Source organism: Yersinia sp. Marseille-Q5920, from assembly GCF_946902935.1.
Classification (GTDB): domain Bacteria; phylum Pseudomonadota; class Gammaproteobacteria; order Enterobacterales; family Enterobacteriaceae; genus Yersinia; species Yersinia rochesterensis.
Genome location: NZ_CAMPQA010000006.1, coordinates 1 through 24,666, shown reverse-complemented (window position 1 = coordinate 24,666; position 24,666 = coordinate 1). Strand labels below are relative to the sequence as shown.

Genomic DNA, 24,666 nt, shown 5'->3' with positions numbered 1-24,666 from the left:
TTCTCTGTATTTCCTGAGCTGTGCATACCCAATAATGATTCTACTCGATGGATAATCATCGAGGATATTAATTCGGGTTTTTTTATGGTATTTAATAGCCACTCACTCTTTCCTCCTGGCGCTAACACCGGTTACTGCTGATTTACCCTTGGGTATATATCAGCACAATTACCTGTGTGCTAAATAGCACATGATTATTCTACCAATGATTAATTCATGGAGAGAATCATGGCATTAACTCCTTTTGTCATAAATTTATTACTGGCAATGTGCCTGGGCGCATTAATTGGTGCCGAAAGGCAATGGCGTCAACGTATGGCTGGTTTACGGACTAATGCATTAGTTGCGACTGGTGCGGCGGTATTTATTCTCAGCTCTTATGCCACCTCTCCTGATAGTCCGGGCCGTATTGCTGCTCAAGTGGTTTCAGGAATTGGTTTCTTGGGGGCTGGCGTTATTATGCGCGAAGGCATGAATATTCGGGGCTTAAATACGGCGGCTACCTTGTGGTGTTCCGCTGGAATTGGCGTGCTTTGCGGCCTGGGATTGTATTGGAATGCTGTTGCTGCAACCGCCGTTATTTTATGTGCCAATATATTGTTACGCGAGGCAGCGCAACGCATTAATATGCAACCTCAACAACAAGCTGTTGATTTAGAAGTGCGTTACCGCATTCACGTGACATGTGGTACGGAAGATGAAGTATTGGTTCGCACTCTGATTTTACAGGCATTGAATGGTATGGCATTACGATTGCAATCATTATGCAGTGCCGATATCGCCAAGCCCGGTCAGCTAGAAGTTTGTGCTGAAATAATGGCGACGCCAGCAGCACAAAAAGAAATTGAAAGCATTGTTTGCCGAGTCAGTCTGGAGCGGAGTGTCAGTGCTATTCATTGGCGTATTGCATCAGAATTGCCAGCATAAGTTGGGAAGTTAATCTAATTTCAAATTAGTAGTCAATAATACTGACCCATGTGGTAGTAAGGAGTTGTTATGGACGATCACCCCGGAGTTAACTTAATTAGCTGCTGCTGATTAAATATAAATATAAAATTGGCAGCGCAATAATAGTTCAGCACATTTATCTCTCAATAATAGAGCGGGTAAATTCTGTGCATTTAGAATTAAAAGAGAAGCGTTATGACCAAATTTAAAAAGACAGGTACAAGCCGTAGCAATAATAATAAAAAACCTTTTACTATTGCATTAGAGGCTAAAAACAGCTTGGATCAAACATTATCTAAGTTAAATGCTAACTTGAATGGGCTAACAGAGGAAGATGCCAAAGAGCGGCTGGAATTATACGGGATTAATGAAGTTGCGCATGAGAAAGCACCGCCAGCTCTGATTCAATTACTGGCTGCATTTAATAACCCATTTATTTTTGTTTTAATGATTTTGGCTGCAATCAGCTTTGTAACCGATTATTGGTTACCGCTACAACGTGGCGAGGAAACAGATCTTGTCGGTGTCAGCATTATTGTGACCATGGTTTTAATCAGTGGATTACTGCGTTTTTGGCAGGAATACCGCACCAATAAAGCCGCAGAAACGCTGAAATCAATGGTGCGTACCACGGCCACGGTATTGCGTCGCAGTAGCCATAGTGCCCAGCCGAAAAAACAGGAAATAGCTATTAAACAGTTGGTACCGGGCGATATTATTTTATTATCTGCCGGGGATATGATTCCAGCTGATTTGCGCCTGATTAAATCCAGAGATTTATTTATCAGTCAGGCAATTCTGACCGGTGAAGCTATACCCATTGAGAAATATGATGCAATGGGGTCAATTGCACCGAAATCAGTGGAAGCAGATGCCAGTAGCGAAAGTGAATTACTTGAGTTATCTAATATTTGTTTGATGGGGACGAACGTTGCCAGTGGAACGGCCATGGCCGTGGTTGTCGCCACCGGCGGGTATACTTATTTCGGGTCACTTGCGAAATCCATTGTGGGCAATCGCGCTCAAACTGCTTTTGACCGAGGGGTTAATAGTGTTAGTTGGTTATTAATTCGCTTTATGTTGGTGATGGTGCCGATCGTATTGCTGATCAATGGTTTTACAAAAGGGGATTGGAGTGAGGCGGCGCTGTTTGCTTTGGCAGTGGCGGTTGGATTAACGCCTGAAATGTTGCCGATGATCGTCAGCTCTAACTTGGCTAAAGGTGCAATAGCGATGTCGCGGCGAAAAGTTGTCGTCAAGCGATTGAATGCAATACAAAACTTTGGTGCGATGGATGTGCTGTGTACCGATAAAACAGGGACATTAACGCAAGACCGAATTATTCTTGAACACCATTTAAATGTTCTTGGCAGCAATGACAGTAAAATATTACAACTGGCATGGCTTAACAGTTTTCATCAAAGCGGCATGCGCAATCTGATGGATCAGGCGGTTATTAAATTCAGCCGTGGCAAGCCAGAAATTGATGCTTTACGCAGCTTCAATAAAGTTGATGAATTACCCTTTGATTTCATTCGCCGTCGTTTATCGATTGTGGTGAAAGATGATCAGCAACATCAAAAACTGATCTGCAAAGGTGCAGTAGAAGAAATGCTAAGTATCTGTACTTCAGTGCGCGAAGGCGATGAAATCTATCCGCTTGATGAAGCCCGCCGCGCCTCATTGTTGGCATTAGCCACGCAATATAATGAAGACGGCTTTCGTGTTTTACTACTGGCAACCCGCGAATTAGGCACCGAAGTCAGCGAGGTCCCTTTAAGTATTGCCGACGAACGTGAGTTGGTTGTGCAAGGATTACTGACCTTCCTTGATCCGCCAAAAGAAAGTGCCGAGGCCGCGATTGCCGCATTGCGGGAAAATGGTGTTGCGGTAAAAGTATTAACCGGCGATAACCCGATTATTACCGCTAAAATCTGTCGCGATGTTGGGTTGGAACCCGGAGAGCCACTGAGTGGTCTTGATATTGAGCATATGGATGATGAAACACTGGCGCGTGAAGTGGAATTGCGCACGGTGTTCACCAAACTGACTCCGCTGCAAAAGTCTCGTGTGCTGAAAATGCTGCAAAGCAATGGTCATACTGTTGGTTTCCTCGGGGATGGTATTAATGATGCTCCGGCATTGCGCGATGCTGATGTGGGAATCTCGGTTGATACCGGCACCGATATCGCCAAAGAGTCAGCTGATATCATTTTGCTCGAAAAGAATTTAATGGTATTGGAAGAGGGTATTATTAAAGGGCGCGAAACTTTCGGGAATATTATCAAGTATTTGAACATGACCGCCAGCTCTAACTTCGGTAACGTTTTCTCTGTATTGGTTGCCAGTGCTTTTATTCCATTCTTGCCGATGCTGGCCATTCATTTACTGCTGCAAAACCTGATGTATGACATCTCCCAGCTCTCTCTGCCGTGGGATAAAATGGATAAAGAGTTTTTGCGCAAACCGCGTAAGTGGGATGCTAAAAATATTGGCCGCTTTATGCTGTGGATTGGGCCGACTTCGTCGATCTTTGATATCACAACTTTTGCGCTAATGTGGTTTGTTTTCGCGGCCAACAGTGTCGAGCATCAGGCTTTGTTCCAGTCAGGTTGGTTTATTGAAGGTTTGTTGTCGCAAACATTAGTTGTTCATATGTTGCGTACGCAGAAAATTCCGTTTATTCAAAGCACCGCTGCATTGCCAGTGCTATTAACTACTGGGGTTATCATGGCGATAGGTATTTATATTCCATTCTCACCATTAGGAACATTAGTCGGACTACAACCACTGCCATGGCAATATTTCCCATGGTTGGCAGGAACATTGATCAGTTATTGTGTTGTTGCGCAACTGATGAAACAGTTTTATATCCGCCGCTTCGGCAAATGGTTCTAACAGAATTTATGGATACTTAAGATAAAGAAATCCGGGGCCTATAGGCCCCGGAACTATAATGACTATTCATTACCCACGCGAATCACTAGCTTGTCAAAGTTCTTACCTTGTAATAACCCAATAAAGGCTTGTGGTGCATTCCAACCCATCAACAAAATCTTCGCGAAATTTGATTTTTCCTTGCTCCACCCAAGGGGGTATTTGCAGTAGGAAATCATTAAAACTCCCACCGGGAAGTTTGGATGTTGCGACACTTCAATCCGCGAGACGGCACCCCAGCCACCCCATCTCCAGCATTAACCAGAGCTGCATATAACGGTGCATCACTCATTCGTTTTTATCAAAGAGGGACTATCAGCACATCTACCATGCTGGTATTAATCAGGCGAGAAGCTGAGCAGGAAAATTTATTCATTAGCCTTGTGCTGTGATTGCCGCATATCACTAGGTCAATATGTTGTTGCTGACAAAAATAAGCCATGCTGTCAGCGAACTCACCATGAACCACCGTTCGGTCCTCGATGGGATAATCAGCATTGATAGCTAATTCATCCATAAATAACTGAGCTTCCTCTTGTAAAACGGACCGTAAATCACCCAGCATGGGGGCCGCGTAGCTATTGTACATTTCGGGTTCTGTTGTCAGCGTAATCAATGAAACCCGGCCGTTATAAGGCCGCACGATAGAAACGGCTTTATCTACCAACTGTTGGCTATCGGGTGAAAGGGCCACTGCGACCAGTACATTACTGTATCCCATTATTAAGATCCCATAAGCGCGACTGTAGGATAAAGATTAGGGGATCATATACTTAAGAAATGAGATTTAAATCACATTTGGCAGTAGCTAATAAAAAAGTCTCTTTTAACATGCAGTTAAATAAAAACAATCATAAAGAATGATATCTAAGACTTATGATTTAAAAATAATTAATTAATTCTATTTACATTCCAAGAACAATTTCCTTATTAAAATAATGGATATCATCCTAGGTTGAAAATATTTTTTTTGATAAAAATACGTGAAGGGGAGTAACAGTGAAACATATGGTTACCTCTGTTACCTTTTTTAATACAGGTTTTAGGCCCTTTTAACGTAAATAGACAGATAGGTTAATAAATAAACGATGAAAGGCACTTTTTAACACGGCATAAATATTCGTTAAACCAATATGGTTTTGGATAGTTACCTATAGAGGTGCCGAACTATAAAGTGACTTGTCAGATCTTAGTTCTGATGATTTGCCATTATGACGGATTTATATCCTGCCATTTCGTTTTGGAAGTGTTTTTGTTCGAACCGATCTAAAAGTACTAAGAATTGGCCCTATATCCTTAGTTTTTTAGCTATTTTTTTACTTTTGGCTATTTTTCGAACACTGTTCAGGTCAAAAAACAACCAAAAAAAGAGAGGTTTTTCTTTTTTATATTTTATTTTTGTGACCCTTGTCACATTGCATTTAAAATAAATCGCTAGTCACATTGTATGTGCTAGCGATTCGGGAGTAGAGTTGGGCCTGTTTAGGAATATTCCTAATAATTTGTAAGAAAATTCACATGTCGAAGGTGCAATATCAGAGCAGTAAGCAACACAAAATCAAACTGTCAGGCAGATGACATGTTATTTCATACAAAACGGTATTTTTTGTCATGTAGCACCAGTAAGCTTCTATTACTTTTAGTTCTATAGGTTTTAATTAACTGTATAACGGGAAGGATCCCAGGTCTTGGGTGAAGAATTCTATCATCCAACTTATGTTTTAAAGCATAATCAGTCGGGATGTATAAAATGAGTACGTCTGAATTACTCAAACATATTTATGATATTAATTTGTCATATTTGCTCTTAGCACAGCGGTTAATTAACGATGAGAAAGCCTCAGCGATGTTTCGCTTGGGTATTACGGATACTATGGCCGATGCACTAGCGCAGTTAACATTACCGCAGATGGTTAAATTAGCTGAGACTAACCAATTGGTCTGTCATTTCCGTTTCAGTGATCACAATACAATTCATCATCTGACGAAAGAATCTCGTGTGGATGACTTGCAGCAAATCCATACAGGAATTTTATTGTCGAGTCATTTACTCCACGAGCTATCGTTAAAAGACGGTAGTGCGCCTAAGAAAAGAGCATGACCGATGGTTGAGAAAAGTATTGTTCAGGAAGCAAAAGACATTCATTTAGCTATGGAGTTGATAACTTTAGGCGCGCGTTTGCAGATGTTAGAAAGCGAAACGCAACTCAGTCGAGGGCGTTTAATTAAGCTTTATAAAGAGCTGAGAGGCAGTCCTCCGCCTAAAGGTATGTTGCCGTTTTCGACCGATTGGTTTATGACCTGGGAACAGAATATCCATTCATCGATGTTTTATAACGCTTATAGTTTTTTGCTAAAAAGTGGTCAATGCACCGGTGTTGAGGCCGTCATTAAGGCTTATCGTCTTTATCTCGAACAGTGTCCAGATCAGTCCGGAATACCGCCATTATTGGCATTAACTCGAGCCTGGACCTTGGTTCGGTTCGTCGATAGTGGCATGTTGCAGCTTTCTGGCTGTAACTGCTGTGGTGGGACTTTTATCACCCATGCACATCAACCGCGAAACAGCTTTGTTTGCAGTCTCTGCCAGCCACCTTCCCGCGCAGTAAAAAAACGTAAACTTTCTCCGCAATCTGCCGATATAACTTCACAACTGCTGGATGAGCAGGTTAGTCGCGCAGTTTGAGTTTCTTTGAGTTGTCAGAATTTTGGGTGACAGCAGCGGTATGGATACCGTCCCTGTCGCCTGTTATTGGCAACTTATAGCACTCAAAGGGTGCTAACGCCTCACCTTCCACCCACACACTTTGCTAAGGATATCGCGTGTTAGTTATTTTGGGTTATATCGTGGTCTTAGGGGCGGTTTTTGGCGGCTACATCATTGTCGGTGGTCACCTGGGTGCATTATATCAACCCGCTGAATTTTTAATTATCGGCGGAGCGGGTATTGGCGCATTTATTGTGGGCAACAACGGTAAAGCGATAAAAGCCACGCTGAAGGCCATGCCAAAACTGATGCGCCGCTCTAAATATAACAAAGTCCTCTATATGGATTTAATGGCGCTGTTGTACCGCTTACTCGCCAAATCCCGCCAACAGGGCATGCTCTCGCTAGAGCGGGATATAGAAAGTCCCTTGGAAAGTGAAATTTTCTCTAATTATCCAAGGATTTTGGCCGATAAGCTATTGGTGGAATTCATTACCGACTATTTGCGGTTAATTGTCAGTGGGAACATGAACGCTTTTGAAATCGAAGCTTTGATGGATGAAGAAATAGAAACTCACGAGCAAGAATGTGAAGTGCCTGCAGGTAGTCTGGCGATGGTCGGGGATTCTTTACCTGCATTCGGTATTGTTGCCGCGGTGATGGGGGTGGTGCATGCCTTGGCATCCGCAGACCGACCTGCCGCAGAGCTTGGGGCGTTAATTGCCCATGCGATGGTAGGGACATTCCTGGGTATTTTGTTGGCGTATGGATTTATTTCGCCATTGGCGACATTGCTACGTCAACAGAGCGCAGAAACCACCAAAATGATGCAGTGCATCAAGGTGACTTTGCTTTCCAGTTTGAACGGATATGCCCCGCAAATTGCCGTGGAATTTGGTCGTAAAACACTTTACACCACGGAACGGCCATCGTTCATTGAGCTGGAAGAGCATGTGCGCAGAGTGAAAGCTCCGGCACAGCAAGCGACAGAAGAGGACGCATGAAGCATCAGAACCACCCCGTTATTCTGGTCAAAAAGCGCAAAGCTAAACATGCTCAAGCCCATCATGGCGGATCATGGAAAATTGCTTATGCGGACTTTATGACAGCAATGATGGCCTTCTTTCTGGTGATGTGGTTGCTGTCGGTTTCCAGCCCGCAAGAGCTGACACAAATTGCAGAGTATTTTCGTACGCCATTGAAAGTCGCACTGACCCATGGTGAGAAAAGCAGTGATAGCACCAGCCCGATTCCCGGCGGCGGTGATGACCCGACCCAGCAAGTGGGTGAAGTGCGTAAGCACATTGATTCCGAAGAACGTCGCAAAGAAGAGTATCGGCTTAATAAATTACGGGAAAAACTGGATCAATTAATTGAGTCCGATCCGAGGCTCAGAGCTTTGCGGCCACATCTGTTGATCAACATGATGGATGAAGGGCTGAGAATTCAGATTATTGATAGTCAAAACCGACCAATGTTCAAAATGGGGAGCGCCCAGGTTGAGCCGTATATGCGCGATATTTTACGTGCTATAGCACCAATCTTGAATGACATCCCCAACAAGGTCAGTTTGTCTGGGCACACCGATGACTTGCCCTACGCCACGGGCGAACGTGGGTACAGTAACTGGGAACTGTCGGCCGATCGTGCCAATGCCTCACGGCGTGAATTATTGGCTGGTGGATTGGATGAGGGCAAAGTATTACGCGTGGTGGGCATGGCGTCGACAATGCGCCTAAAAGAGCAAGCATCAGATGACCCTGTTAACCGCCGCATTAGTATCTTGGTGCTGAATAAACAAACTCAACATGATATTGAGCATGAGAATTTAGATAACAGAGCGCTTGATATAGAAAAAGCTGAAAGCTTAAAACAGATTGATTCCACTGGCACGACGCCTGCGGTGACTGCACCTAATACTGTTGCGCCACCACCCGTGACCACGGGGGCAGCGCTACCTACTGAACAACCTGGCACCACAGGAAAAGCAGCAATAGCGGTTTCAACAAGCACGGTTTCGACAAACACGGTTTCGGCAACAACCGCTTCGTCAGCGGCAACGGCTGAGCCGGTGAAAGCGCAAGTACCGCCAGCAACAGCATCACAAACACAACAATCGAGCACGGAGAATGTTACTCAAGTTGCCCGCGGGCCAACGACATCGTTGCCAGCGGCACCTGCAAGTAATGCACCGGTCTCTCCGACAAGCCGCGACGCACAGTAGAGGTGACACCGTGAGCATGGATATTACCGCGTTTTATCAAACTTTCTTTGATGAAGCAGATGAACTGCTGGCAGACATGGAACAGCACCTGTTATTGCTGGACCCGTTGGCACCAGATAATGAACAACTTAATGCTATTTTCCGTGCTGCTCACTCGATTAAGGGCGGTGCCGCAACATTTGGTTTTTCGGTATTACAAGAAACAACCCATTTGTTGGAAAACCTGTTGGATGGTGCCCGTCGCGACGAAATGCGTTTGAGCACTGATATCATCAACCTGTTTTTGGAAACGAAAGATATTATGCAGGAACAGTTGGACGCCTACAAAACCTCTCAAGAACCTAATGCAGAAAGCTTTGAGTATATTTGTCATGCATTACGCCAACTGGCACTCGAAGCTTTAGAACAGCAAACCACTAATCATGTTGCGACAGCGGCCTCAAGTGCTGAAACCAAGGCCAGCAGCAAGTCTCCGGCGTTGGTTCAGGGGGGAATGCGTATTCGGCTGTCTGGTTTGAAAGAACAAGAAATTCCGTTGATGCTGGAAGAATTGGGCAATCTTGGCGATGTTAAAGATACCGAGCAAGGGACAGATAGTCTTGAAGCGACTCTGATTACATCAGTCAGTGAAGATGATATCAGCGCCGTGCTGTGTTTTGTATTGGAACCAGAGCAGATTAGCTTTGTACCGGCCGAATCAGTGCAAGAGCCGGTGGTTGAGGTGGCTGTCGCTGCCCCGATTGCTGCGCAAGTGCTGCCAGTTGCCGCCGCCCCGATTGCAGAAGCCAAGAATATATCTAAGGTCGAAGCTACCAGTGCCGAGCATGTGAAACCTAAAGCAAAAGCCAGTGAGTCAACCAGCATCCGCGTGGCGGTTGAGAAAGTTGACCAACTGATTAACCTGGTGGGAGAACTGGTTATCACGCAATCTATGCTGGCTCAGCGCTCCAGTACATTAGACCCGGTGATTAATGGCGATTTGCTCAATAGCATGGGGCAGTTGGAGCGTAATGCGCGCGACTTGCAAGAGTCAGTGATGTCGATTCGTATGATGCCGATGGAATATGTCTTCAGCCGCTTCCCGCGGTTGGTGCGCGATTTAGCCAGTAAGCTGAATAAGCAAGTTGAACTCACACTGCTTGGCAGTTCGACTGAACTGGATAAAAGTCTGATTGAACGCATTATCGATCCCTTAACCCATCTGGTGCGTAACAGTTTGGACCACGGTATTGAAGATCCTGCAACCCGCATCGCGGCGGGTAAAGCTCCGGTAGGCAATTTGACACTGTCCGCAGAACATCAAGGCGGCAATATTTGTATTGAAGTTCTTGATGATGGAGCAGGGCTTAACCGGCAGAAAATTCTGGCGAAAGCTCAGTCTCAAGGTATGGCTGTTAATGAGCATATGACTGATGAAGATGTCGGGATGTTGATTTTCGCGCCTGGATTTTCGACTGCTGAGCAGGTGACCGATGTTTCCGGTCGTGGTGTTGGGATGGATGTAGTTAAGCGAAATATTCAGGAAATGGGCGGCCATGTGCAAGTCAGTTTCCAGGCGGGCAAAGGCACTTCTATCCGTATCTTGCTGCCATTGACGCTGGCTATCCTTGATGGCATGTCTGTCAAAGTCAGTGATGAAGTGTTTATTTTGCCATTGAATGCTGTAATGGAATCACTGCAACCATTGGCTGAGGATTTACATCCACTGGCTGGTGGTGAACGCGTATTGCAAGTGCGTGGTGAGTATTTACCGCTGGTGGAATTGTTCCGTGTATTTGATGTTGAAAATGCAAAAACTGAAGCCACCCAAGGCATTGTTGTGATTCTGCAAAGTGCCGGTCGCCGTTATGCCCTGCTGGTAGACCAATTGATTGGCCAGCATCAGGTGGTTGTGAAGAATCTGGAAAGTAATTATCGGAAGGTCCCAGGTATTTCTGCCGCCACCATATTGGGTGATGGCAGTGTGGCCCTTATTGTTGATGTGTCGGCATTGCAGGCCTTAAACCGGGAAAAACGTGTCACGGCCGATGATGTTGCCGTCGCGTAATAGAGCCTTGAAAAAAAACATAAATTCAACCTATTGATTGAAGGGTAAAAACATGGCAGGACTAGCAACCGTCACGAAGCTGGCTGGCGAAACGGTAGGACAAGAGTTCCTGATTTTTACGCTGGGTGCTGAAGAGTACGGCATTGATATTCTGAAAGTCCAAGAGATCCGCGGTTATGATCAAGTGACCCGCATCGCTAACACCCCGGCTTTCATTAAAGGTGTCACTAACTTACGCGGCGTTATAGTTCCTATTATTGATTTACGGGTTAAATTTGCCCAACAGGGTGTCACCTATAACGAAAATACCGTGGTGATCGTGCTGAATTTTGGTCAGCGGGTCGTCGGTATTGTGGTTGATGGCGTATCTGATGTGCTGTCATTGACCGCTGAGCAAATCCGCCCAGCTCCTGAGTTCGCGGTGACGCTGGCGACTGAGTATCTGACCGGTTTAGGCTCACTGGGTGAGCGGATGCTGATTTTGGTTGATATTGAGAAGTTGCTGAGCAGTGAAGAGATGTCATTGCTTGATTCAGTGGCGAAAGGGTAAGTTTTTATTGCTTATTCATTTGATTATCAGAGTAGCCATTACGGCTACTCTGCATATTCATTTATATCAACACTCAACCGGTATCAAGCCAAAATTTTACCGGATTAACGCCAGTATCTCCCCGTAACTCCAGCAGCTCCCCGGTAAAATAATCCCTCTTCCCGGTAAAGTTCCCTCTTACAGTGCCGATAACACAGTTAACTAAACATTTATGTTTTGGCGTACCCGTATTTAGATATACCTATATTTTGACGTACTTATGAAGGGATAACATGTTCAAGCGTATGAAAGTGGTCACCAGCCTGCTGCTGGTGTTAGTGCTATTTGGTGCCTTACAACTGGTTTCCGGCGGGCTTTTCTTCAACTCATTGAAAAATGACAAAGAAAACTTTGAGGTTTTACAAGTTATCCGTCAGCAACAATCAGTATTGAATGAAAGCTGGGTAAATCTGTTGCAAACACGTAATACGCTGAACCGTGCCGGCATCCGCTATATGATGGATGTGAATCATACCGGCAGTGGCCCAACAGTGAATGACCTTTTGGCTTCAGCTAAAGGCACATTGGGCATGGCGGCGGATCGTTTTAAAAGTTACGAACAAATTCCGCTGGATAGCCAACAAGATGTTGAATCAGCTAAAAAACTAAAACAAACCTATGACCAATACTTCGGTGCATTGACCGAGCTTATCCAATTAATGGAGTCAGGTAAGATCAATGAGTTTTTTGACCAACCCACCTCCAGTTTCCAAAATGCTTTTGAGCAGGATTACAACACTTATCTGACCCAAAACGATCGTCTATATGCATCCGCAGTAGAAGACAGCAACCGCTCTTTCACTTACGCGATGAGTGTCATTATTTTCGTGCTGATTGCGGTATTTGCTGTAATTGTCATTGTTTGGTTGGGTATGCAGCACATCTTGATTAACCCGCTGAAACACTTGATTGAGCATATCAAACATATTGCTAATGGTGATTTAACTCAGAATATTGAGGTGCAGAGCCGCAATGAAATGGGCACCTTGGCCGCTAGTTTGAAACATATGCAATCTGAATTGATTACCACCGTCAGCGATGTACGTTTAGGTGCTGATGCTATTTACAGCGGTGCATCAGAAATTGCTGCCGGTAACAATGATTTGTCAGCACGTACCGAGCAACAGGCCGCATCACTGGAAGAAACCGCTGCCAGCATGGAGCAGCTTACTGCCACGGTGAAACAGAATGCTGAAAATGCTCGTCAGGCTAGCCAACTGGCATTGAGTGCTTCAGAAACTGCGCAAAAAGGCGGAAAAGTGGTCGCTAGTGTGGTGCAAACCATGCATGAGATCGCCGGTAGCTCGCAGAAAATTGCAGATATCACCAGCGTCATTGATGGCATCGCGTTCCAAACCAATATTCTGGCATTGAATGCTGCGGTTGAAGCTGCCCGTGCCGGTGAGCAAGGCCGTGGTTTTGCCGTTGTAGCTGGTGAAGTGCGCAATTTGGCTCAGCGCAGTGCGCAAGCAGCCAAAGAAATTAAAGGGTTGATTGAAGATTCAGTTAACCGTGTCGACATGGGTTCTGTGCTGGTTGAAAGTGCCGGTGAAACCATGGGCGATATCGTGAATGCGGTGACCCGCGTCACTGACATCATGGGCGAAATCGCTTCCGCCTCTGATGAGCAAAGCCGAGGTATTGATCAAGTAGGTCAGGCGGTGACAGAAATGGACCGTGTGACACAACAAAACGCCTCTTTGGTGGAGGAATCTGCTTCCGCCGCCGCCGCACTGGAAGAACAAGCCAGTATGTTAACCCAATCCATGTCCGTATTTGTCCTGCATATGGATAACGATAGTAGCAAAAAAGATGTGAAAAAAACTAAGCAGCCGACACAGGATAAGAGCGGTACTGCTAAAAAAACACTGGGAAGTGACCTGCAAGATAATTGGGAAACTTTCTAGTCCAGTCCCTACACAAAACATATACCCTAAATAATTCAAGTTGCAGGAAGGCGGCAACTAAGAAAATCCCCAGGAGCTTACATAAGTAAGTGACGGGGGTGAAAAATCTGCATGAAGTAGATTTGAACGCTGCTTGCAGCGGTCTCGCAGAGGCGAGGCCCAAGGATGGGCCGAGTAGCGAAGGCAGCCAACGTACATGCAGCTTGAAGTATGACGGGGATAAATAAAGCCGGCCAACGAGCCGGCTGAGAAGAGGTTACGATGTTTGGCCGAATCCGGATTTCTACCAGCTTTTTCCTGTTACTGATATTGATTTGCTCTATACAGTTAATTTCAAGTGGTCTGTCATTTACTGCTTTTCGTTCAGACTATCAAAATTTAAATCGAGTGGATCTCAGTAGCCAGCAGCGGGATGCATTAAGCCTCAGTTGGGTATCCTTACTTCAGGCGCGTAATACCTTAAACCGGGCGGCGACTCGCTCGGCTCTCAAAGTCCCTCAGGAGCAAGTCAACGCGCTAATGGGTAATGCGCGTAGTTCATTACAAAAAGCGGATCTGTATTTTAATCAGTTTTTGGCAGTACCTCGTCTTGATGAGAGTGATACCGGTGGTGAGTTGCTAGACGCGACAAAAAACAGTTATCAGAATTTACGTGTTTCCTTACGGCAATTAATCGATTTCCTGGAAGCCGGCAATTTACAGAGTTTTATGGATCAGCCCACTCAGAAAACCCAAGATCTGTTTGAGGCCGATTTTATTCAGTATTTGCAGTATGCCAATGAAGCGGTTGCAGATGCTGGCAGCGAGAACCAACAGGCTTATCACCTCTCCATGTGGATATTTGGTGGGGCGATTCTGATGGTGATCGTGATGACGATTTCTTCACTTATCTGGTTACGAACCATGTTCGTCACGCCATTGAAGATTATGCGCGCTCATTTTGACCGGATTGCTCAGGGTGATTTATCCGGTCAGATTACTGTCGCTGGCCGCAATGAAATCAGCCAGATGTTTGCCAGTTTACGCACCATGCAACAGTCGCTTATCACGACGGTTAGCCATGTTCGCGATGGGACAGAATCCATGTTAACCGGGATTCAGGAAATATCTGCCGGTAACAATGATTTGTCTGCAAGAACCGAACAGCAGGCCGCTTCATTGGAGCAAACTGCGGCCAGTATGGAGCAATTGACGGCGACAGTGAAACAGAATGCCGATAATGCCCGTCAGGCAACACAACTGGCGCAAGAAGCATCGGGGACGGCAGCCAAAGGTGGTGAGTTAACCGGCAGTGTTGTGAAAACAATGCATGATATTTCCACCAGTTCGCAGAAAATTGGCGCAATTACCAGCGTTATCGATGGCATTGCCTTCCAAACTAATATTCTGGCACTGAATGCTGCGGTTGAAGCGGCTCGGGCCGGTGAACAAGGGCGTGGGTTTGCTGTTGTGGCCGGTGAAGTACGCAATTTAGCCCAGCGCAGTGCGCAAGCAGCAAAAGAAATCAAAGGGTTAATCGATGAATCGGTTAGCCGAGTTCGCCAGGGCTCCACACTGGTCGAAAATGCGGGTACCACCATGGAAGAGATTGTTCGCTCAGTGACTCGGGTGACCGACATTATGGGTGAAATCGCTTCCGCTTCGGATGAGCAAAGCCGAGGTATTGAGCAGGTTTCACTCGCGGTAACACAGATGGATCAGGTCACTCAGCAAAACGCCGCATTAGTAGAAGAGGCTGCGGCTGCGGCTAATGCACTGGAAGAGCAAGCAGGTATGCTCTCTGATGCAGTGTCTGTTTTTCGTTTGGAGCAGGATAGCGACGGCGGGGAGGGGCAAGTGGCAGCAAGCAGTGGTAAGCAATTTGTTGTGAAAACAGCGGCTGCAAAGGAAACCCCAGATTGTCAAACGGTGTAATAAAGACGGCATGGTGGGGTGAGACCGAATGAAACCATCACCCCAAGAGTCTGGGTCTCCCCTGACCCAGATGATTCAACGGCTCCCGCTCTCGGATGTTCACTTCCGACGCATTTGCCAACTTATTTACCAACGGGCTGGGATTGTCCTGGCCTCCCACAAACGGGAAATGGTCTATAACCGCCTGGTGAGGCGGTTAAGATTGCTGGGAATTGATGATTTTGGTCAATATTTGGCTTTGCTGGAGACCGATCCTAACAGTGCAGAGTGGCAGGCATTTGTTAATGCTCTGACCACTAACCTCACGGCATTTTTCCGTGAAGCGCACCATTTCCCGATTCTGGCAGAGCATGCTCGCCAGCGGTCAGGGAATTATTCGGTTTGGAGTACCGCGGCCTCGACCGGTGAAGAACCTTACTCCATCGCCATGACACTTTGTGATGTATTGGGGAATCGGTCGGGTTCTTGCCAAATATTGGCCAGTGATATTGATACACAAGTTCTGGAGAAAGCTACCAGCGGTGTGTACCGCCAAGATGAATTGCGTTCATTGTCGGCACAACAAATGCAGCGCTATTTTCTGCGTGGCACCGGCCCTCATCAGGGCATGGTTAGAGTGCGGCCGGAGCTTGCCAATATGATTCAGTTTCAGCAGTTGAATCTGTTAGCACCCGAATGGGCATTACCGGGGCAATTTGACGCTATTTTTTGTCGTAACGTGATGATTTATTTTGATAAAGAAACGCAGGAGCGCATTTTGCGTCGCTTTGTCCCTTTGCTAAAACCCGGCGGTTTGATGTTTGCAGGCCACTCGGAGAATTTCAGCCAAATTAGTCGGGAATTCTATTTGCGCGGGCAGACCGTTTATGGGCTGACCAAGGAGAGGTGATGAGTAAAATCAGAGTATTGTGCGTTGATGATTCCGCGTTGATGCGCCAGTTAATGACGGAGATTATTAACAGTCACCCAGACATGGAAATGGTTGCCGCGGCACCCGATCCGTTGGTTGCCCGTGATTTAATTAAAAAATTTAATCCGCAGGTATTAACACTCGATGTTGAAATGCCGCGAATGGATGGTTTGGATTTTCTTGAAAAACTGATGCGTCTGCGGCCAATGCCGGTGGTGATGGTGTCGTCATTAACCGGGAAAAACTCCGAGATAACTATGCGGGCGCTGGAGTTAGGGGCAATTGATTTTGTCACTAAACCTCAGCTGGGTATTCGCGAAGGGATGCTGGCTTACAGTGAATTAATTGCGGAGAAAATCCGCACGGCGGCTAAAGCTCGGTTACCCCAGCGTGGCCCAGAAAATGCCCCTGTGATGCTGACTCATACGCCGTTGCTCAGTAGCGAAAAGCTCATTGCGATCGGCGCTTCGACGGGGGGAACAGAAGCTATCCGTACGGTATTGCAACCGTTGCCACCGACCAGCCCGGCCTTGTTGATAACACAGCATATGCCACCAGGCTTTACCCGTTCATTTGCCGAGCGGCTCAATAAATTGTGCCAAATTACGGTGAAAGAAGCAGAAGACGGTGAACGGGTATTGCCCGGACACGCCTATATTGCGCCCGGTGATCGGCACATGGAACTGGCACGAAGTGGGGCAAACTATCAGGTGCGTATCCATGACGGGCCTGCGGTTAATCGCCACCGTCCCTCGGTCGATGTGCTTTTCCGTTCAGTAGCGCAGTATGCCGGGCGCAATGCGGTCGGTGTGATCCTAACGGGAATGGGCAATGACGGTGCGGCGGGTTTATTGGAAATGCATCGCGCAGGGGCTTATACCATTGCACAAAACGAAGCCAGTTGTGTGGTCTTCGGCATGCCGCGTGAAGCTATTGGGATGGGCGGCGTTAATGAAATCTTGGAGTTGAATCAGATAAGTCAGCGCATGTTGGCACAGATAAGCAGCGGCCAAGCCCTGCGAATCTAGTAGAAATTTTCCGGTGGAAATCGGGCGTTGGTATTTAATCGCTCAGCGGTGAGCAACAAACTTTAGGAGTTGGTATGGCGGATAAGAATCTCAGATTTTTAGTGGTAGACGATTTTTCGACCATGCGTCGTATTGTCAGAAACCTGCTGAAAGAACTGGGTTTTAACAATGTGGAAGAAGCCGAAGATGGCGTAGACGCATTGAATAAATTACGAACGGGTGGTTTTGATTTTGTGGTTTCTGACTGGAACATGCCGAATATGGATGGTTTGGACCTGCTAAAAACTATCCGTGGTGATGGTGCTCTTGGTTCTCTGCCAGTTCTGATGGTAACTGCCGAAGCTAAAAAAGAGAATATCATCGCAGCAGCGCAAGCCGGTGCCAGTGGTTATGTAGTGAAACCTTTCACTGCCGCTACCTTGGAAGAGAAACTCAATAAGATCTTTGAAAAATTGGGTATGTAAGGAGGCGAGATGAGTAACCATCAAATGCCCGCAACAGATGCGGCATCAGCCAGTGATATAATAAGCCGTATTGGTCAATTGACGCGGATGTTACGTGACAGTCTGCGCGAATTGGGTCTTGATCAAGCTATTGCTCAAGCCGCAGAAGCTATTCCAGATGCTCGTGACCGTCTGGACTATGTGGTTCATATGACGGCACAGGCCGCTGAAAGAGCATTGAACTGTGTTGAAGCAGCACAGCCGCGCCAGAATGAGTTGGAGTCGTCAGCTAAGGCGCTCAAAGTTCGTTGGGATGAATGGTTTGCTAATCCCATCGAGCTGTCAGATGCCCGCGACTTGGTGACAGATACTCGCGCATATCTGGATGTCGTGCCGCAACACACTTCATTTACCAATGCGCAATTATTGGAAATCATGATGGCGCAGGATTTCCAAGATCTGACCGGCCAGGTTATCAAGCGCATGATGGATGTGGTGCAAGAGATTGAGAAACAGTTGCTAATGGTATTGATGGAGAACATTCCAGATATGCCGTCAAAACCGCAAAAACCAGCTGACAGTTTACTCAATGGGCCGCAAATGGATAAAAATGGTGCGGGCGTTATTGCCAGTCAGGATCAAGTTGATGACCTGCTCGATAGCTTAGGTTTTTAAGCTGACTGACGACCCTAAATGCAGATGAGGGCTCCCTCATCTGCTTTATTTACTTTCGCAATAATGTTGTTTGAGGTTACTTCCGGCGGAGTGGCTCATTTCTTCCATTCTTTGGCCAGTATCACCGCTCTCTCGGCATTGACTCGCCCATAGCCGTACCATTTACTGTGGCCATTTTCATCATATTCCCCGTATTCTTCATCTATTTTGTCACAGCTGTAACGGATTATGTCTTTGACGTCATAATGTTTCAGTGAGGGATTCACCGAGAGAATTAATGCGGCCACGCCAGCAGCACCAGGGCAGGCACTTGAGGTGCCCCCAAATATAGCGGTGTAATTACCAAAAATATCTCCAGTGAATACATCGCCAGAACTATAGCCGTCTTCAAGACGTATATCAGTGGTCCAGATACCCTTGGTGAGAGGATATGGATGGCGCATGTGAGGTGCAGGGATGTCGCCGCTGGGGAAGGAGCACCAGAGTGACTGACCATAATCGCTATAAACGGTACGTTTACTCCGGTCATTGCAGGCAGCGACGGCAATCACTTGTTCATGGCTAGCGTAACCATCATTTTCGATGGGCTCATTGCCGTTTCCAGCCGCAAAAAAGATAACGCAACCTTTACCTTTGCGCCCCTTTTTTACTGCATAATCAATGGCTTTTCGGGTAAGTGCTGGCATCTCGGCGACTACATTATGCTCTGGGGCATCTGGGTCTAACCACAGGCCATCTGCTGGCCCCCAACTGCAAGAGATAACATCCGCGCCATGCCTTGCGGCCCAGACAAAGGCGAAAGCTTCGCTCTGTGAACCTAACCCCCCAGTTTGCCGTATTGGCATCAGTTTAGCTTCAGGGGCTACGCCGGAAGCACCATAGTGGCCATCGGCACAGGCGACTCCAGCACAAGCGGTACCATGGTTGTCACCGGGTTCTGGTGAGGGATCTTCACTTATCCCCTCGAAGTTACCTATATCCCCATATTTCAGGTTACAAGGATGGACAATTTTACCTTCACGCCAAAACTCTGGATGACCAAGATCGAACCCATCATCAATGACAGCAATGGTTGTACCCTTGCCTAAGGTGATTTTATGGGCGTTTTCAACATTCGCGCTGGCGTCTACCTCAACTTCAGTATGTACGATGGTTTTCTTTAAATGCCACTGATTAGGATGAATGGTTTTAGATTTTTTATGATGAATTAATTCCGGATGACAGTGTTCAATATCCTCACGATTTAAAATGTTTTCGGCAATAGTAAAAGTATCTTCACCGGTATTTTCTGGTGTGGAAACAAAGTAAGCATTGTTAAGAAAGGATATTTTATTCTTAATGATTAGATTATATTCATTGATTGTTTTTTCACATTCATCCTCGGTTAAATAATCTTTGAACTGAATAAAAAAATTTTCAGTGTAAATAACTGGATTTTTATTTTCTTCATTAATGAATGCATTCCCTGCGAATCTAACCTCTTTATTATTGGCGATACTTTCCTTTATCTCGCTAATGTTACTTTCTGAAGTTTTTATGCTGACGACATAGGTGTTGGCCGTGAAGATATTAAAAATAACCTCATATTGTATGCCACTGTTGTTAATGACATTGGTCATTATGTTGGCAAAGTTAGCATCCTGATGCATTCTTATTATGAGGATATTAGCGGATTTTATTAGGCTGATTTTTTTGCGCTTATTATTAAGAACATCATATGTAACGTCAAATCGTTTCATTTTAATTTCCTTTTAATATGTCCGGCTAATTAATAAAATAGGGCTAATCCGGTTTTTGTGCTGCACTTATAGTTTTTTCAGATGTAAATATTAAATTAATGCTAGCCTGATATTTATATAACACTGAATGTCTATTTTTTCTTAAAAATAATTTAATTATCGGCTTGATTTAATCATCGGGGTAGGGTGACATTTCAACAAATAATATCATAAACTATGGGCGTTTTCGGTTATCAAAATTTGACTACAACTAGCCAGCTAACAGACAGTCGCAGCTATTCTAATGCATTCATCCGGCAAATAACCCCTCAATTATCACGTTGTTCAAGCCATAGACTTACTGAATTTTTGTCATCCTAGACAGCAATTTTGATATTTAGTCATTTCCCTGATTTGGGAACGCTTACGCTAAACAGGAAAACCTGCTGTGGCTGAAGATAGCGATGCAGAAAAAAGTGAGGAACCCACATCCCATAAGCTGGAGAAGGCCCGCGAAAAAGGCCAGATCCCGCGTTCGCGCGAACTGACTTCAATGCTGATGCTTGGGGCCGGTTTGTCTATTCTGTGGATTTCGGGGGAATCGATGGCACGCCAACTGGCCGCCATGATTACCCAAGGGCTGCATTTTGATCACGGTATCATCAGTGATGATAAGCAAATGCTGCGGCAAATTGGCATGTTACTGCGCCAAACTCTAATAGCGATGATACCCATTTTTGCCGGATTGGTGATAGTGGCGCTGGCAGTTCCGATGCTGTTGGGCGGCGTGCTGTTTAGCGGCGAATCAATCAAGTTTGACCTAATGCGGATGAGCCCAATTGCGGGCTTAAAACGGATGTTTTCCTCTCAGGCATTGGCTGAACTACTGAAAGCCATTTTGAAAGCCACCTTGGTCGGCTGGGTGACCGGAATATTCCTGTGGCATAACTGGCCAGATATGATGCGGTTAATGGCCGCACCACCGGTGGCGGCTTTAGGTGATGCGCTCCACTTGATTATTTTTTGTGGATTGGTGGTGGTTTTAGGCCTCACTCCGATGGTCGCGTTTGATGTGTTTTTCCAAATAACCAACCATATTAAAAAATTGCGTATGACCAAACAGGAAATACGTGATGAATTCAAAGATCAAGAGGGTGACCCGCATGTGAAAGGGCGCATTCGTCAACAACAACGGGCGATGGCCCGCCGACGGATGATGGCTGATGTGCATAAGGCCGATGTAATAGTGACTAACCCAACTCACTATGCCGTCGCATTGCAGTACAACGAAGCAAAAATGAGTGCGCCCAAGGTTTTGGCGAAAGGAGCGGGGGCGGTTGCATTGCGTATTCGTGAATTGGGCGCTGAACATCGGATTCCTTTGTTAGAAGCGCCACCACTGGCCAGGGCTTTGTTCCGGCACAGTGATGTGGGCCAACATATTCCAGCCACCCTTTATGCCGCGGTGGCAGAAGTCCTTGCCTGGGTGTATCAGCTGAAACGCTGGAAGCGGGAAGGTGGGCTAATCCCGAAAAAACCTGAACATCTGCCGGTACCGGAAGGTCTGGATTTTGCAACAGAGAGTGAGACTGACTAATGGCTAATTTGGCCGCCCTGCTTCGTTTACCGGGCAACTTCAAAGATACCCAGTGGCAAATTCTTGCCGGGCCAATCTTAATCTTAATGATCTTGTCGATGATGGTGTTGCCGCTGCCGCCTTTCATCCTTGATTTGTTGTTTACCTTCAACATTGCGCTGTCGATTATGGTGTTGCTGGTTGCCATGTTTACCCAGCGCACTTTGGATTTCGCGGCCTTCCCGACTATTCTGCTGTTCTCGACGTTATTGCGCTTATCCCTAAACGTTGCTTCCACCCGTATCATTCTGATGGACGGTCACACCGGTGCAGCGGCGGCGGGACGTGTCGTTGAAGCCTTTGGCCATTTTCTGGTGGGTGGCAACTTTGCCATCGGTATCGTGGTCTTTGTCATTTTGGTTATCATCAACTTTATGGTTATCACCAAAGGGGCCGGGCGTATTGCCGAGGTTGGCGCGCGTTTTGTCCTTGATGGTATGCCCGGTAAACAGATGGCCATCGACGCCGACTTAAATGCCGGTTTGATTGGTGAAGACGAAGCGAAAAAGCGCCGTTCTGATGTTACACAGGAAGCGGATTTTTATGGCTCAATGGACGGGGCCAGTAAATTTGTTCGTGGTGATGCGGTCGCAGGGCTACTGATCATGGTGATTAACGTGGTCGGCGGCCTATTAGTGGGCGTGCTTCAGCACAACATGGCCGTGGGCCATGCCGCCGAAACCTATACATTATTGACCATCGGTGATGGCTTAGTGGCGCAGATCCCGGCGTTGGTTATCTCCACGGCGGCGGGTGTTATTGTCACCCGCGTGAGCACTGATCAGGATGTTGGCCAGCAAATGGTCACCCAGTTGTTCAACAACCCACGGGTGATGGTTTTGAGTGCAGCGGTATTGGGTTTACTGGGTATGGTGCCCGGAATGCCTAACTTTGTATTCCTGCTGTTTACTGCTGCGTTGTTAGCATTAGCCTGGCGTTTGCGCGGTAAACAATCTCAGCAACCGGCAGCGGCAGAAGCGCCAGTGGTACAAGATAATCAGCCAACCGCTGAAGCCACTTGGTCCGATGTCCAGTTGGAAGATCCATTGGGTATGGAAGTCGGTTACCGCCTGATTCCGATGGTCGATTTCCAGCAGAATGGTGAGTTACTCGGCCGAATTCGCAGTATTCGTAAAAAGTTTGCTCAAGAAATGGGCTATCTGCCGCCGGTGGTTCATATCAGAGATAATCTGGAACTCCCGCCCGCTAGTTATCGGATATTAATGAAAGGGGTCGAAATTGGCAGTGGTGAAGCCCATCCGGGCCGCTGGCTGGCGATCAACCCCGGTAATGCTGTCGGGACATTGCCCGGTGAAGCAACCCATGATCCAGCCTTTGGTTTGGCGGCGGTATGGATTGAAAGTGCATTACGCGAACAAGCGCAAATTCAGGGCTTTACTGTGGTCGAGGCCAGTACAGTTGTTGCCACGCACTTGAATCATTTGATTAGCCAATATGCGAGCGATTTGTTCGGACGTCAGGAAACACAGCAACTGCTGGACAGGGTTTCACAAGAAATGCCGAAGCTGACAGAAGATTTTATCCCAGGTGTGGTGACCTTAACCACGCTGCATAAAGTGCTGCAAAATCTTTTAATGGAGCGGGTCTCCATTCGCGATATGCGCACTATTATTGAGACACTTGCCGAGCATGCGCCAAATCAAACTGATCCTTATGAGTTAACTGCTGTGGTGCGCGTTGCGCTGGGGCGCTCAATTGCCCAGCAATGGTTCCCCGGAACCGGCGAAATTCAGGTTATTGGGCTGGATGCCGCATTAGAGCGCTTGTTATTGCAGGCACTTCAAGGTGGCAGCGGCTTAGAACCGGGTCTGGCTGACCGTCTGTTAGAACAATCCAAACAAGCACTGCAACGTCAGGAAATGCTAGGCGCACCGCCAGTATTACTGGTTAACCACGCGCTCCGTGCATTATTAGCGCGTTTCTTGCGCCGTAGCCTACCGCAGATGGTGGTGCTGTCTAATCTGGAGATTGGCGATAATCGCCAGATCCGTATGACTTCAACCATAGGAGCCGCTTGATGCTAACTCGTCTTTTCCCACTGATTCTGGGTGGTGTGCTTTCGCTGAGTATGTTGCCGCTGAATGCTGCGGCTTCAGGTACGTGGGTGGCAGATGATATTGGCATTACACAGAGTTTTCGCGGAGTGGCTATTTCCGCCAAACCGCTGCAATCACCGGTTGCACTGGCTCAAGAAAATGCGCGAATTGTGTCGGTAGGTTGGCGCTACCAATTAATGTCGGCAGCACCAGATGGTTTACAAGTTAAGTTGTGTACGCCGACCCGCTGTATGCCTCTTGAAGGAGGCAGCGGGCAAAGCCGCGGGCTGGCGGGGGAAGCGGCTGCTACTCAACTGACTTTTGTGTACTTTATTGCAGGAAAAGGGCGGGTAAATCCGCCACTTCAAGTGATTAGCAACCAAGTGATAGTCAATTATCGCTAAAATCCTATCGGAGAAAAGCAACCGTAGCACATTGGGATTGGCAAGGGAGGCCTGCTATTGAGCTCCTCGGCTTGAGCTGTTGAATGTGCTGACATCGCCATAACGGTGACAAAAACCAAGCTAAACAATAAACTTGCACGCTGTTTTTCCATGTCTCCTCCTTTAAACTAAGCCAGTATTTGCCTAGTAATGTCAGAGTAACGCATCGCGGAAAAAGAGAAAAAATCCTTTTTTATGCAGGCTGTAATAACGTCAGATAAGATTGAAAATAAAGGCTAACGCAGAGGGTTCACGCAGACCTAAACCCCGCTGTGCGCTGAGGGATCCCCACTAATTCAGCGCTAATAAACCAACACCATACTTCGGTAGGTTTTGGCGAGGTGATTAAGAACTGCATCCAGTGCTGTTCGCGTTAAAATTAGCGGAGAGTGTCGCAAGATATTCTCCGCTAATGTCAGATAAGATATAACCCGTCGTGACTTAAGGCTGTTAGCCTGATACCTCAGATGTAACCCTTTATTT

General features: G+C 46.6%; 19 protein-coding genes and 2 pseudogenes. 17 read left to right on the top strand and 4 right to left on the bottom strand.

Annotation, left to right across the window (positions count from 1 at the left end):
• The first annotated feature begins 228 nt into the window (after nucleotides 1–228).
• On the top strand, nucleotides 229–927 hold the full coding sequence (locus OVO64_RS10190; protein ID WP_004392115.1) for an MgtC family protein: 699 nt from the start codon (nucleotides 229–231) through the stop codon (nucleotides 925–927).
• Nucleotides 928–1,143: 216 nt separating this feature from the next.
• The gene (gene mgtA / locus OVO64_RS10185) at nucleotides 1,144–3,846 is read left to right on the top strand and encodes a magnesium-translocating P-type ATPase (RefSeq protein ID WP_267248751.1); all 2,703 of its coding nucleotides are present in this window, start codon (nucleotides 1,144–1,146) and stop codon (nucleotides 3,844–3,846) included.
• A 62-nt stretch (nucleotides 3,847–3,908) separates the two neighbouring features.
• Here mgtA and OVO64_RS10180 read toward each other — a convergent pair.
• A pseudogene (locus tag OVO64_RS10180) lies at nucleotides 3,909–4,068 on the bottom strand (NADP-dependent oxidoreductase); the annotation flags it as partial.
• 118 nt (nucleotides 4,069–4,186) lie between these two features.
• The gene (gene uspC, locus OVO64_RS10175; RefSeq protein WP_267248750.1) at nucleotides 4,187–4,606 is read right to left on the bottom strand and encodes a universal stress protein UspC; all 420 of its coding nucleotides are present in this window, start codon (nucleotides 4,604–4,606) and stop codon (nucleotides 4,187–4,189) included.
• A 1,029-nt stretch (nucleotides 4,607–5,635) separates the two neighbouring features.
• Here uspC and flhD point away from each other — a divergent pair.
• The 12 genes from flhD (at nucleotide 5,636) to cheZ (ending at nucleotide 18,329) form a co-directional block, all read left to right on the top strand.
• Nucleotides 5,636–5,986 (top strand): flagellar transcriptional regulator FlhD, encoded by a 351-nt coding sequence (flhD, locus tag OVO64_RS10170; RefSeq protein ID WP_038633816.1) that lies wholly within the window; start codon nucleotides 5,636–5,638, stop codon nucleotides 5,984–5,986.
• Between the two features lie 3 nt (nucleotides 5,987–5,989).
• Nucleotides 5,990–6,571 (top strand): flagellar transcriptional regulator FlhC, encoded by a 582-nt coding sequence (gene flhC, locus OVO64_RS10165; protein WP_038633814.1) that lies wholly within the window; start codon nucleotides 5,990–5,992, stop codon nucleotides 6,569–6,571.
• Nucleotides 6,572–6,708: 137 nt separating this feature from the next.
• Nucleotides 6,709–7,596, top strand: coding sequence for a flagellar motor stator protein MotA (motA, locus tag OVO64_RS10160; RefSeq protein WP_038633811.1), 888 nt, complete (start codon nucleotides 6,709–6,711; stop codon nucleotides 7,594–7,596).
• Nucleotides 7,593–8,816 (top strand): flagellar motor protein MotB, encoded by a 1,224-nt coding sequence (gene motB, locus OVO64_RS10155; RefSeq protein ID WP_038633808.1) that lies wholly within the window; start codon nucleotides 7,593–7,595, stop codon nucleotides 8,814–8,816. The genes motA and motB overlap by 4 nt, the downstream gene beginning before the upstream one ends.
• Nucleotides 8,817–8,832: 16 nt before the next feature.
• The gene (cheA, locus tag OVO64_RS10150; RefSeq protein ID WP_186377402.1) at nucleotides 8,833–10,863 is read left to right on the top strand and encodes a chemotaxis protein CheA; all 2,031 of its coding nucleotides are present in this window, start codon (nucleotides 8,833–8,835) and stop codon (nucleotides 10,861–10,863) included.
• Nucleotides 10,864–10,915: 52 nt separating this feature from the next.
• Nucleotides 10,916–11,413: a chemotaxis protein CheW gene (cheW, locus tag OVO64_RS10145; protein WP_038633803.1), complete on the top strand. Its 498-nt coding sequence runs from the start codon at nucleotides 10,916–10,918 to the stop codon at nucleotides 11,411–11,413.
• Between the two features lie 272 nt (nucleotides 11,414–11,685).
• Nucleotides 11,686–13,359 (top strand): methyl-accepting chemotaxis protein, encoded by a 1,674-nt coding sequence (locus OVO64_RS10140; protein WP_038633801.1) that lies wholly within the window; start codon nucleotides 11,686–11,688, stop codon nucleotides 13,357–13,359.
• 261 nt (nucleotides 13,360–13,620) lie between these two features.
• Entirely contained in the window at nucleotides 13,621–15,273 is a 1,653-nt protein-coding gene (locus tag OVO64_RS10135; protein ID WP_038633799.1) for a methyl-accepting chemotaxis protein, read from the top strand.
• A 28-nt stretch (nucleotides 15,274–15,301) separates the two neighbouring features.
• Nucleotides 15,302–16,162, top strand: coding sequence for a protein-glutamate O-methyltransferase CheR (gene cheR, locus OVO64_RS10130; protein WP_038633796.1), 861 nt, complete (start codon nucleotides 15,302–15,304; stop codon nucleotides 16,160–16,162).
• Nucleotides 16,162–17,211, top strand: coding sequence for a protein-glutamate methylesterase/protein-glutamine glutaminase (locus tag OVO64_RS10125; protein ID WP_038633794.1), 1,050 nt, complete (start codon nucleotides 16,162–16,164; stop codon nucleotides 17,209–17,211). The genes cheR and OVO64_RS10125 overlap by 1 nt, the downstream gene beginning before the upstream one ends.
• 74 nt (nucleotides 17,212–17,285) lie before the next feature.
• Entirely contained in the window at nucleotides 17,286–17,675 is a 390-nt protein-coding gene (gene cheY / locus OVO64_RS10120; RefSeq protein WP_032820649.1) for a chemotaxis response regulator CheY, read from the top strand.
• Between the two features lie 9 nt (nucleotides 17,676–17,684).
• Nucleotides 17,685–18,329 (top strand): protein phosphatase CheZ, encoded by a 645-nt coding sequence (gene cheZ, locus OVO64_RS10115; RefSeq protein WP_038633791.1) that lies wholly within the window; start codon nucleotides 17,685–17,687, stop codon nucleotides 18,327–18,329.
• Nucleotides 18,330–18,424: 95 nt separating this feature from the next.
• Here cheZ and OVO64_RS10110 read toward each other — a convergent pair whose 3' ends face one another.
• Nucleotides 18,425–20,068 carry a S8 family peptidase gene (locus OVO64_RS10110; protein WP_267248749.1) on the bottom strand — a complete coding sequence of 548 codons (1,644 nt, stop codon included), beginning with the start codon at nucleotides 20,066–20,068 and terminating at the stop codon, nucleotides 18,425–18,427.
• 427 nt (nucleotides 20,069–20,495) lie between these two features.
• On the opposite strand from OVO64_RS10110, the gene flhB reads away from it, so the two are divergent.
• The 3 genes from flhB to OVO64_RS10095 are packed head-to-tail and all read left to right on the top strand — an operon-like array spanning nucleotide 20,496 to nucleotide 24,144.
• Nucleotides 20,496–21,644 (top strand): flagellar biosynthesis protein FlhB, encoded by a 1,149-nt coding sequence (gene flhB, locus OVO64_RS10105; protein WP_038633785.1) that lies wholly within the window; start codon nucleotides 20,496–20,498, stop codon nucleotides 21,642–21,644.
• The gene (gene flhA / locus OVO64_RS10100) at nucleotides 21,644–23,722 is read left to right on the top strand and encodes a flagellar biosynthesis protein FlhA (RefSeq protein ID WP_038633782.1); all 2,079 of its coding nucleotides are present in this window, start codon (nucleotides 21,644–21,646) and stop codon (nucleotides 23,720–23,722) included. Before flhB ends, flhA begins: the two co-directional genes overlap by 1 nt.
• Nucleotides 23,722–24,144 (top strand): flagellar protein FlhE, encoded by a 423-nt coding sequence (locus OVO64_RS10095; RefSeq protein ID WP_032820654.1) that lies wholly within the window; start codon nucleotides 23,722–23,724, stop codon nucleotides 24,142–24,144. Before flhA ends, OVO64_RS10095 begins: the two co-directional genes overlap by 1 nt.
• A 341-nt stretch (nucleotides 24,145–24,485) precedes the next feature.
• Here OVO64_RS10095 and OVO64_RS10090 read toward each other — a convergent pair.
• Nucleotides 24,486–24,666 (bottom strand): annotated as a pseudogene (locus OVO64_RS10090) (IS4/IS5 family transposase); the annotation flags it as partial.

Bases quoted from the DNA above. Each gene is read 5' to 3' on its own strand.
- OVO64_RS10190 (WP_004392115.1), top strand. From the start codon at position 229: ATGGCATTAACTCCTTTTGTCATAAATTTATTACTGGCAATGTGCCTG.
- mgtA (WP_267248751.1), top strand. From the start codon at position 1,144: ATGACCAAATTTAAAAAGACAGGTACAAGCCGTAGCAATAATAATAAA.
- uspC (WP_267248750.1), bottom strand. From the start codon at position 4,606: ATGGGATACAGTAATGTACTGGTCGCAGTGGCCCTTTCACCCGATAGC.
- flhD (WP_038633816.1), top strand. From the start codon at position 5,636: ATGAGTACGTCTGAATTACTCAAACATATTTATGATATTAATTTGTCA.
- flhC (WP_038633814.1), top strand. From the start codon at position 5,990: ATGGTTGAGAAAAGTATTGTTCAGGAAGCAAAAGACATTCATTTAGCT.
- motB (WP_038633808.1), top strand. From the start codon at position 7,593: ATGAAGCATCAGAACCACCCCGTTATTCTGGTCAAAAAGCGCAAAGCT.
- cheA (WP_186377402.1), top strand. From the start codon at position 8,833: ATGGATATTACCGCGTTTTATCAAACTTTCTTTGATGAAGCAGATGAA.
- cheW (WP_038633803.1), top strand. From the start codon at position 10,916: ATGGCAGGACTAGCAACCGTCACGAAGCTGGCTGGCGAAACGGTAGGA.
- OVO64_RS10140 (WP_038633801.1), top strand. From the start codon at position 11,686: ATGTTCAAGCGTATGAAAGTGGTCACCAGCCTGCTGCTGGTGTTAGTG.
- OVO64_RS10135 (WP_038633799.1), top strand. From the start codon at position 13,621: ATGTTTGGCCGAATCCGGATTTCTACCAGCTTTTTCCTGTTACTGATA.
- cheR (WP_038633796.1), top strand. From the start codon at position 15,302: ATGAAACCATCACCCCAAGAGTCTGGGTCTCCCCTGACCCAGATGATT.
- OVO64_RS10125 (WP_038633794.1), top strand. From the start codon at position 16,162: ATGAGTAAAATCAGAGTATTGTGCGTTGATGATTCCGCGTTGATGCGC.
- cheY (WP_032820649.1), top strand. From the start codon at position 17,286: ATGGCGGATAAGAATCTCAGATTTTTAGTGGTAGACGATTTTTCGACC.
- cheZ (WP_038633791.1), top strand. From the start codon at position 17,685: ATGAGTAACCATCAAATGCCCGCAACAGATGCGGCATCAGCCAGTGAT.
- OVO64_RS10110 (WP_267248749.1), bottom strand. From the start codon at position 20,068: ATGAAACGATTTGACGTTACATATGATGTTCTTAATAATAAGCGCAAA.
- flhA (WP_038633782.1), top strand. From the start codon at position 21,644: ATGGCTAATTTGGCCGCCCTGCTTCGTTTACCGGGCAACTTCAAAGAT.
- OVO64_RS10095 (WP_032820654.1), top strand. From the start codon at position 23,722: ATGCTAACTCGTCTTTTCCCACTGATTCTGGGTGGTGTGCTTTCGCTG.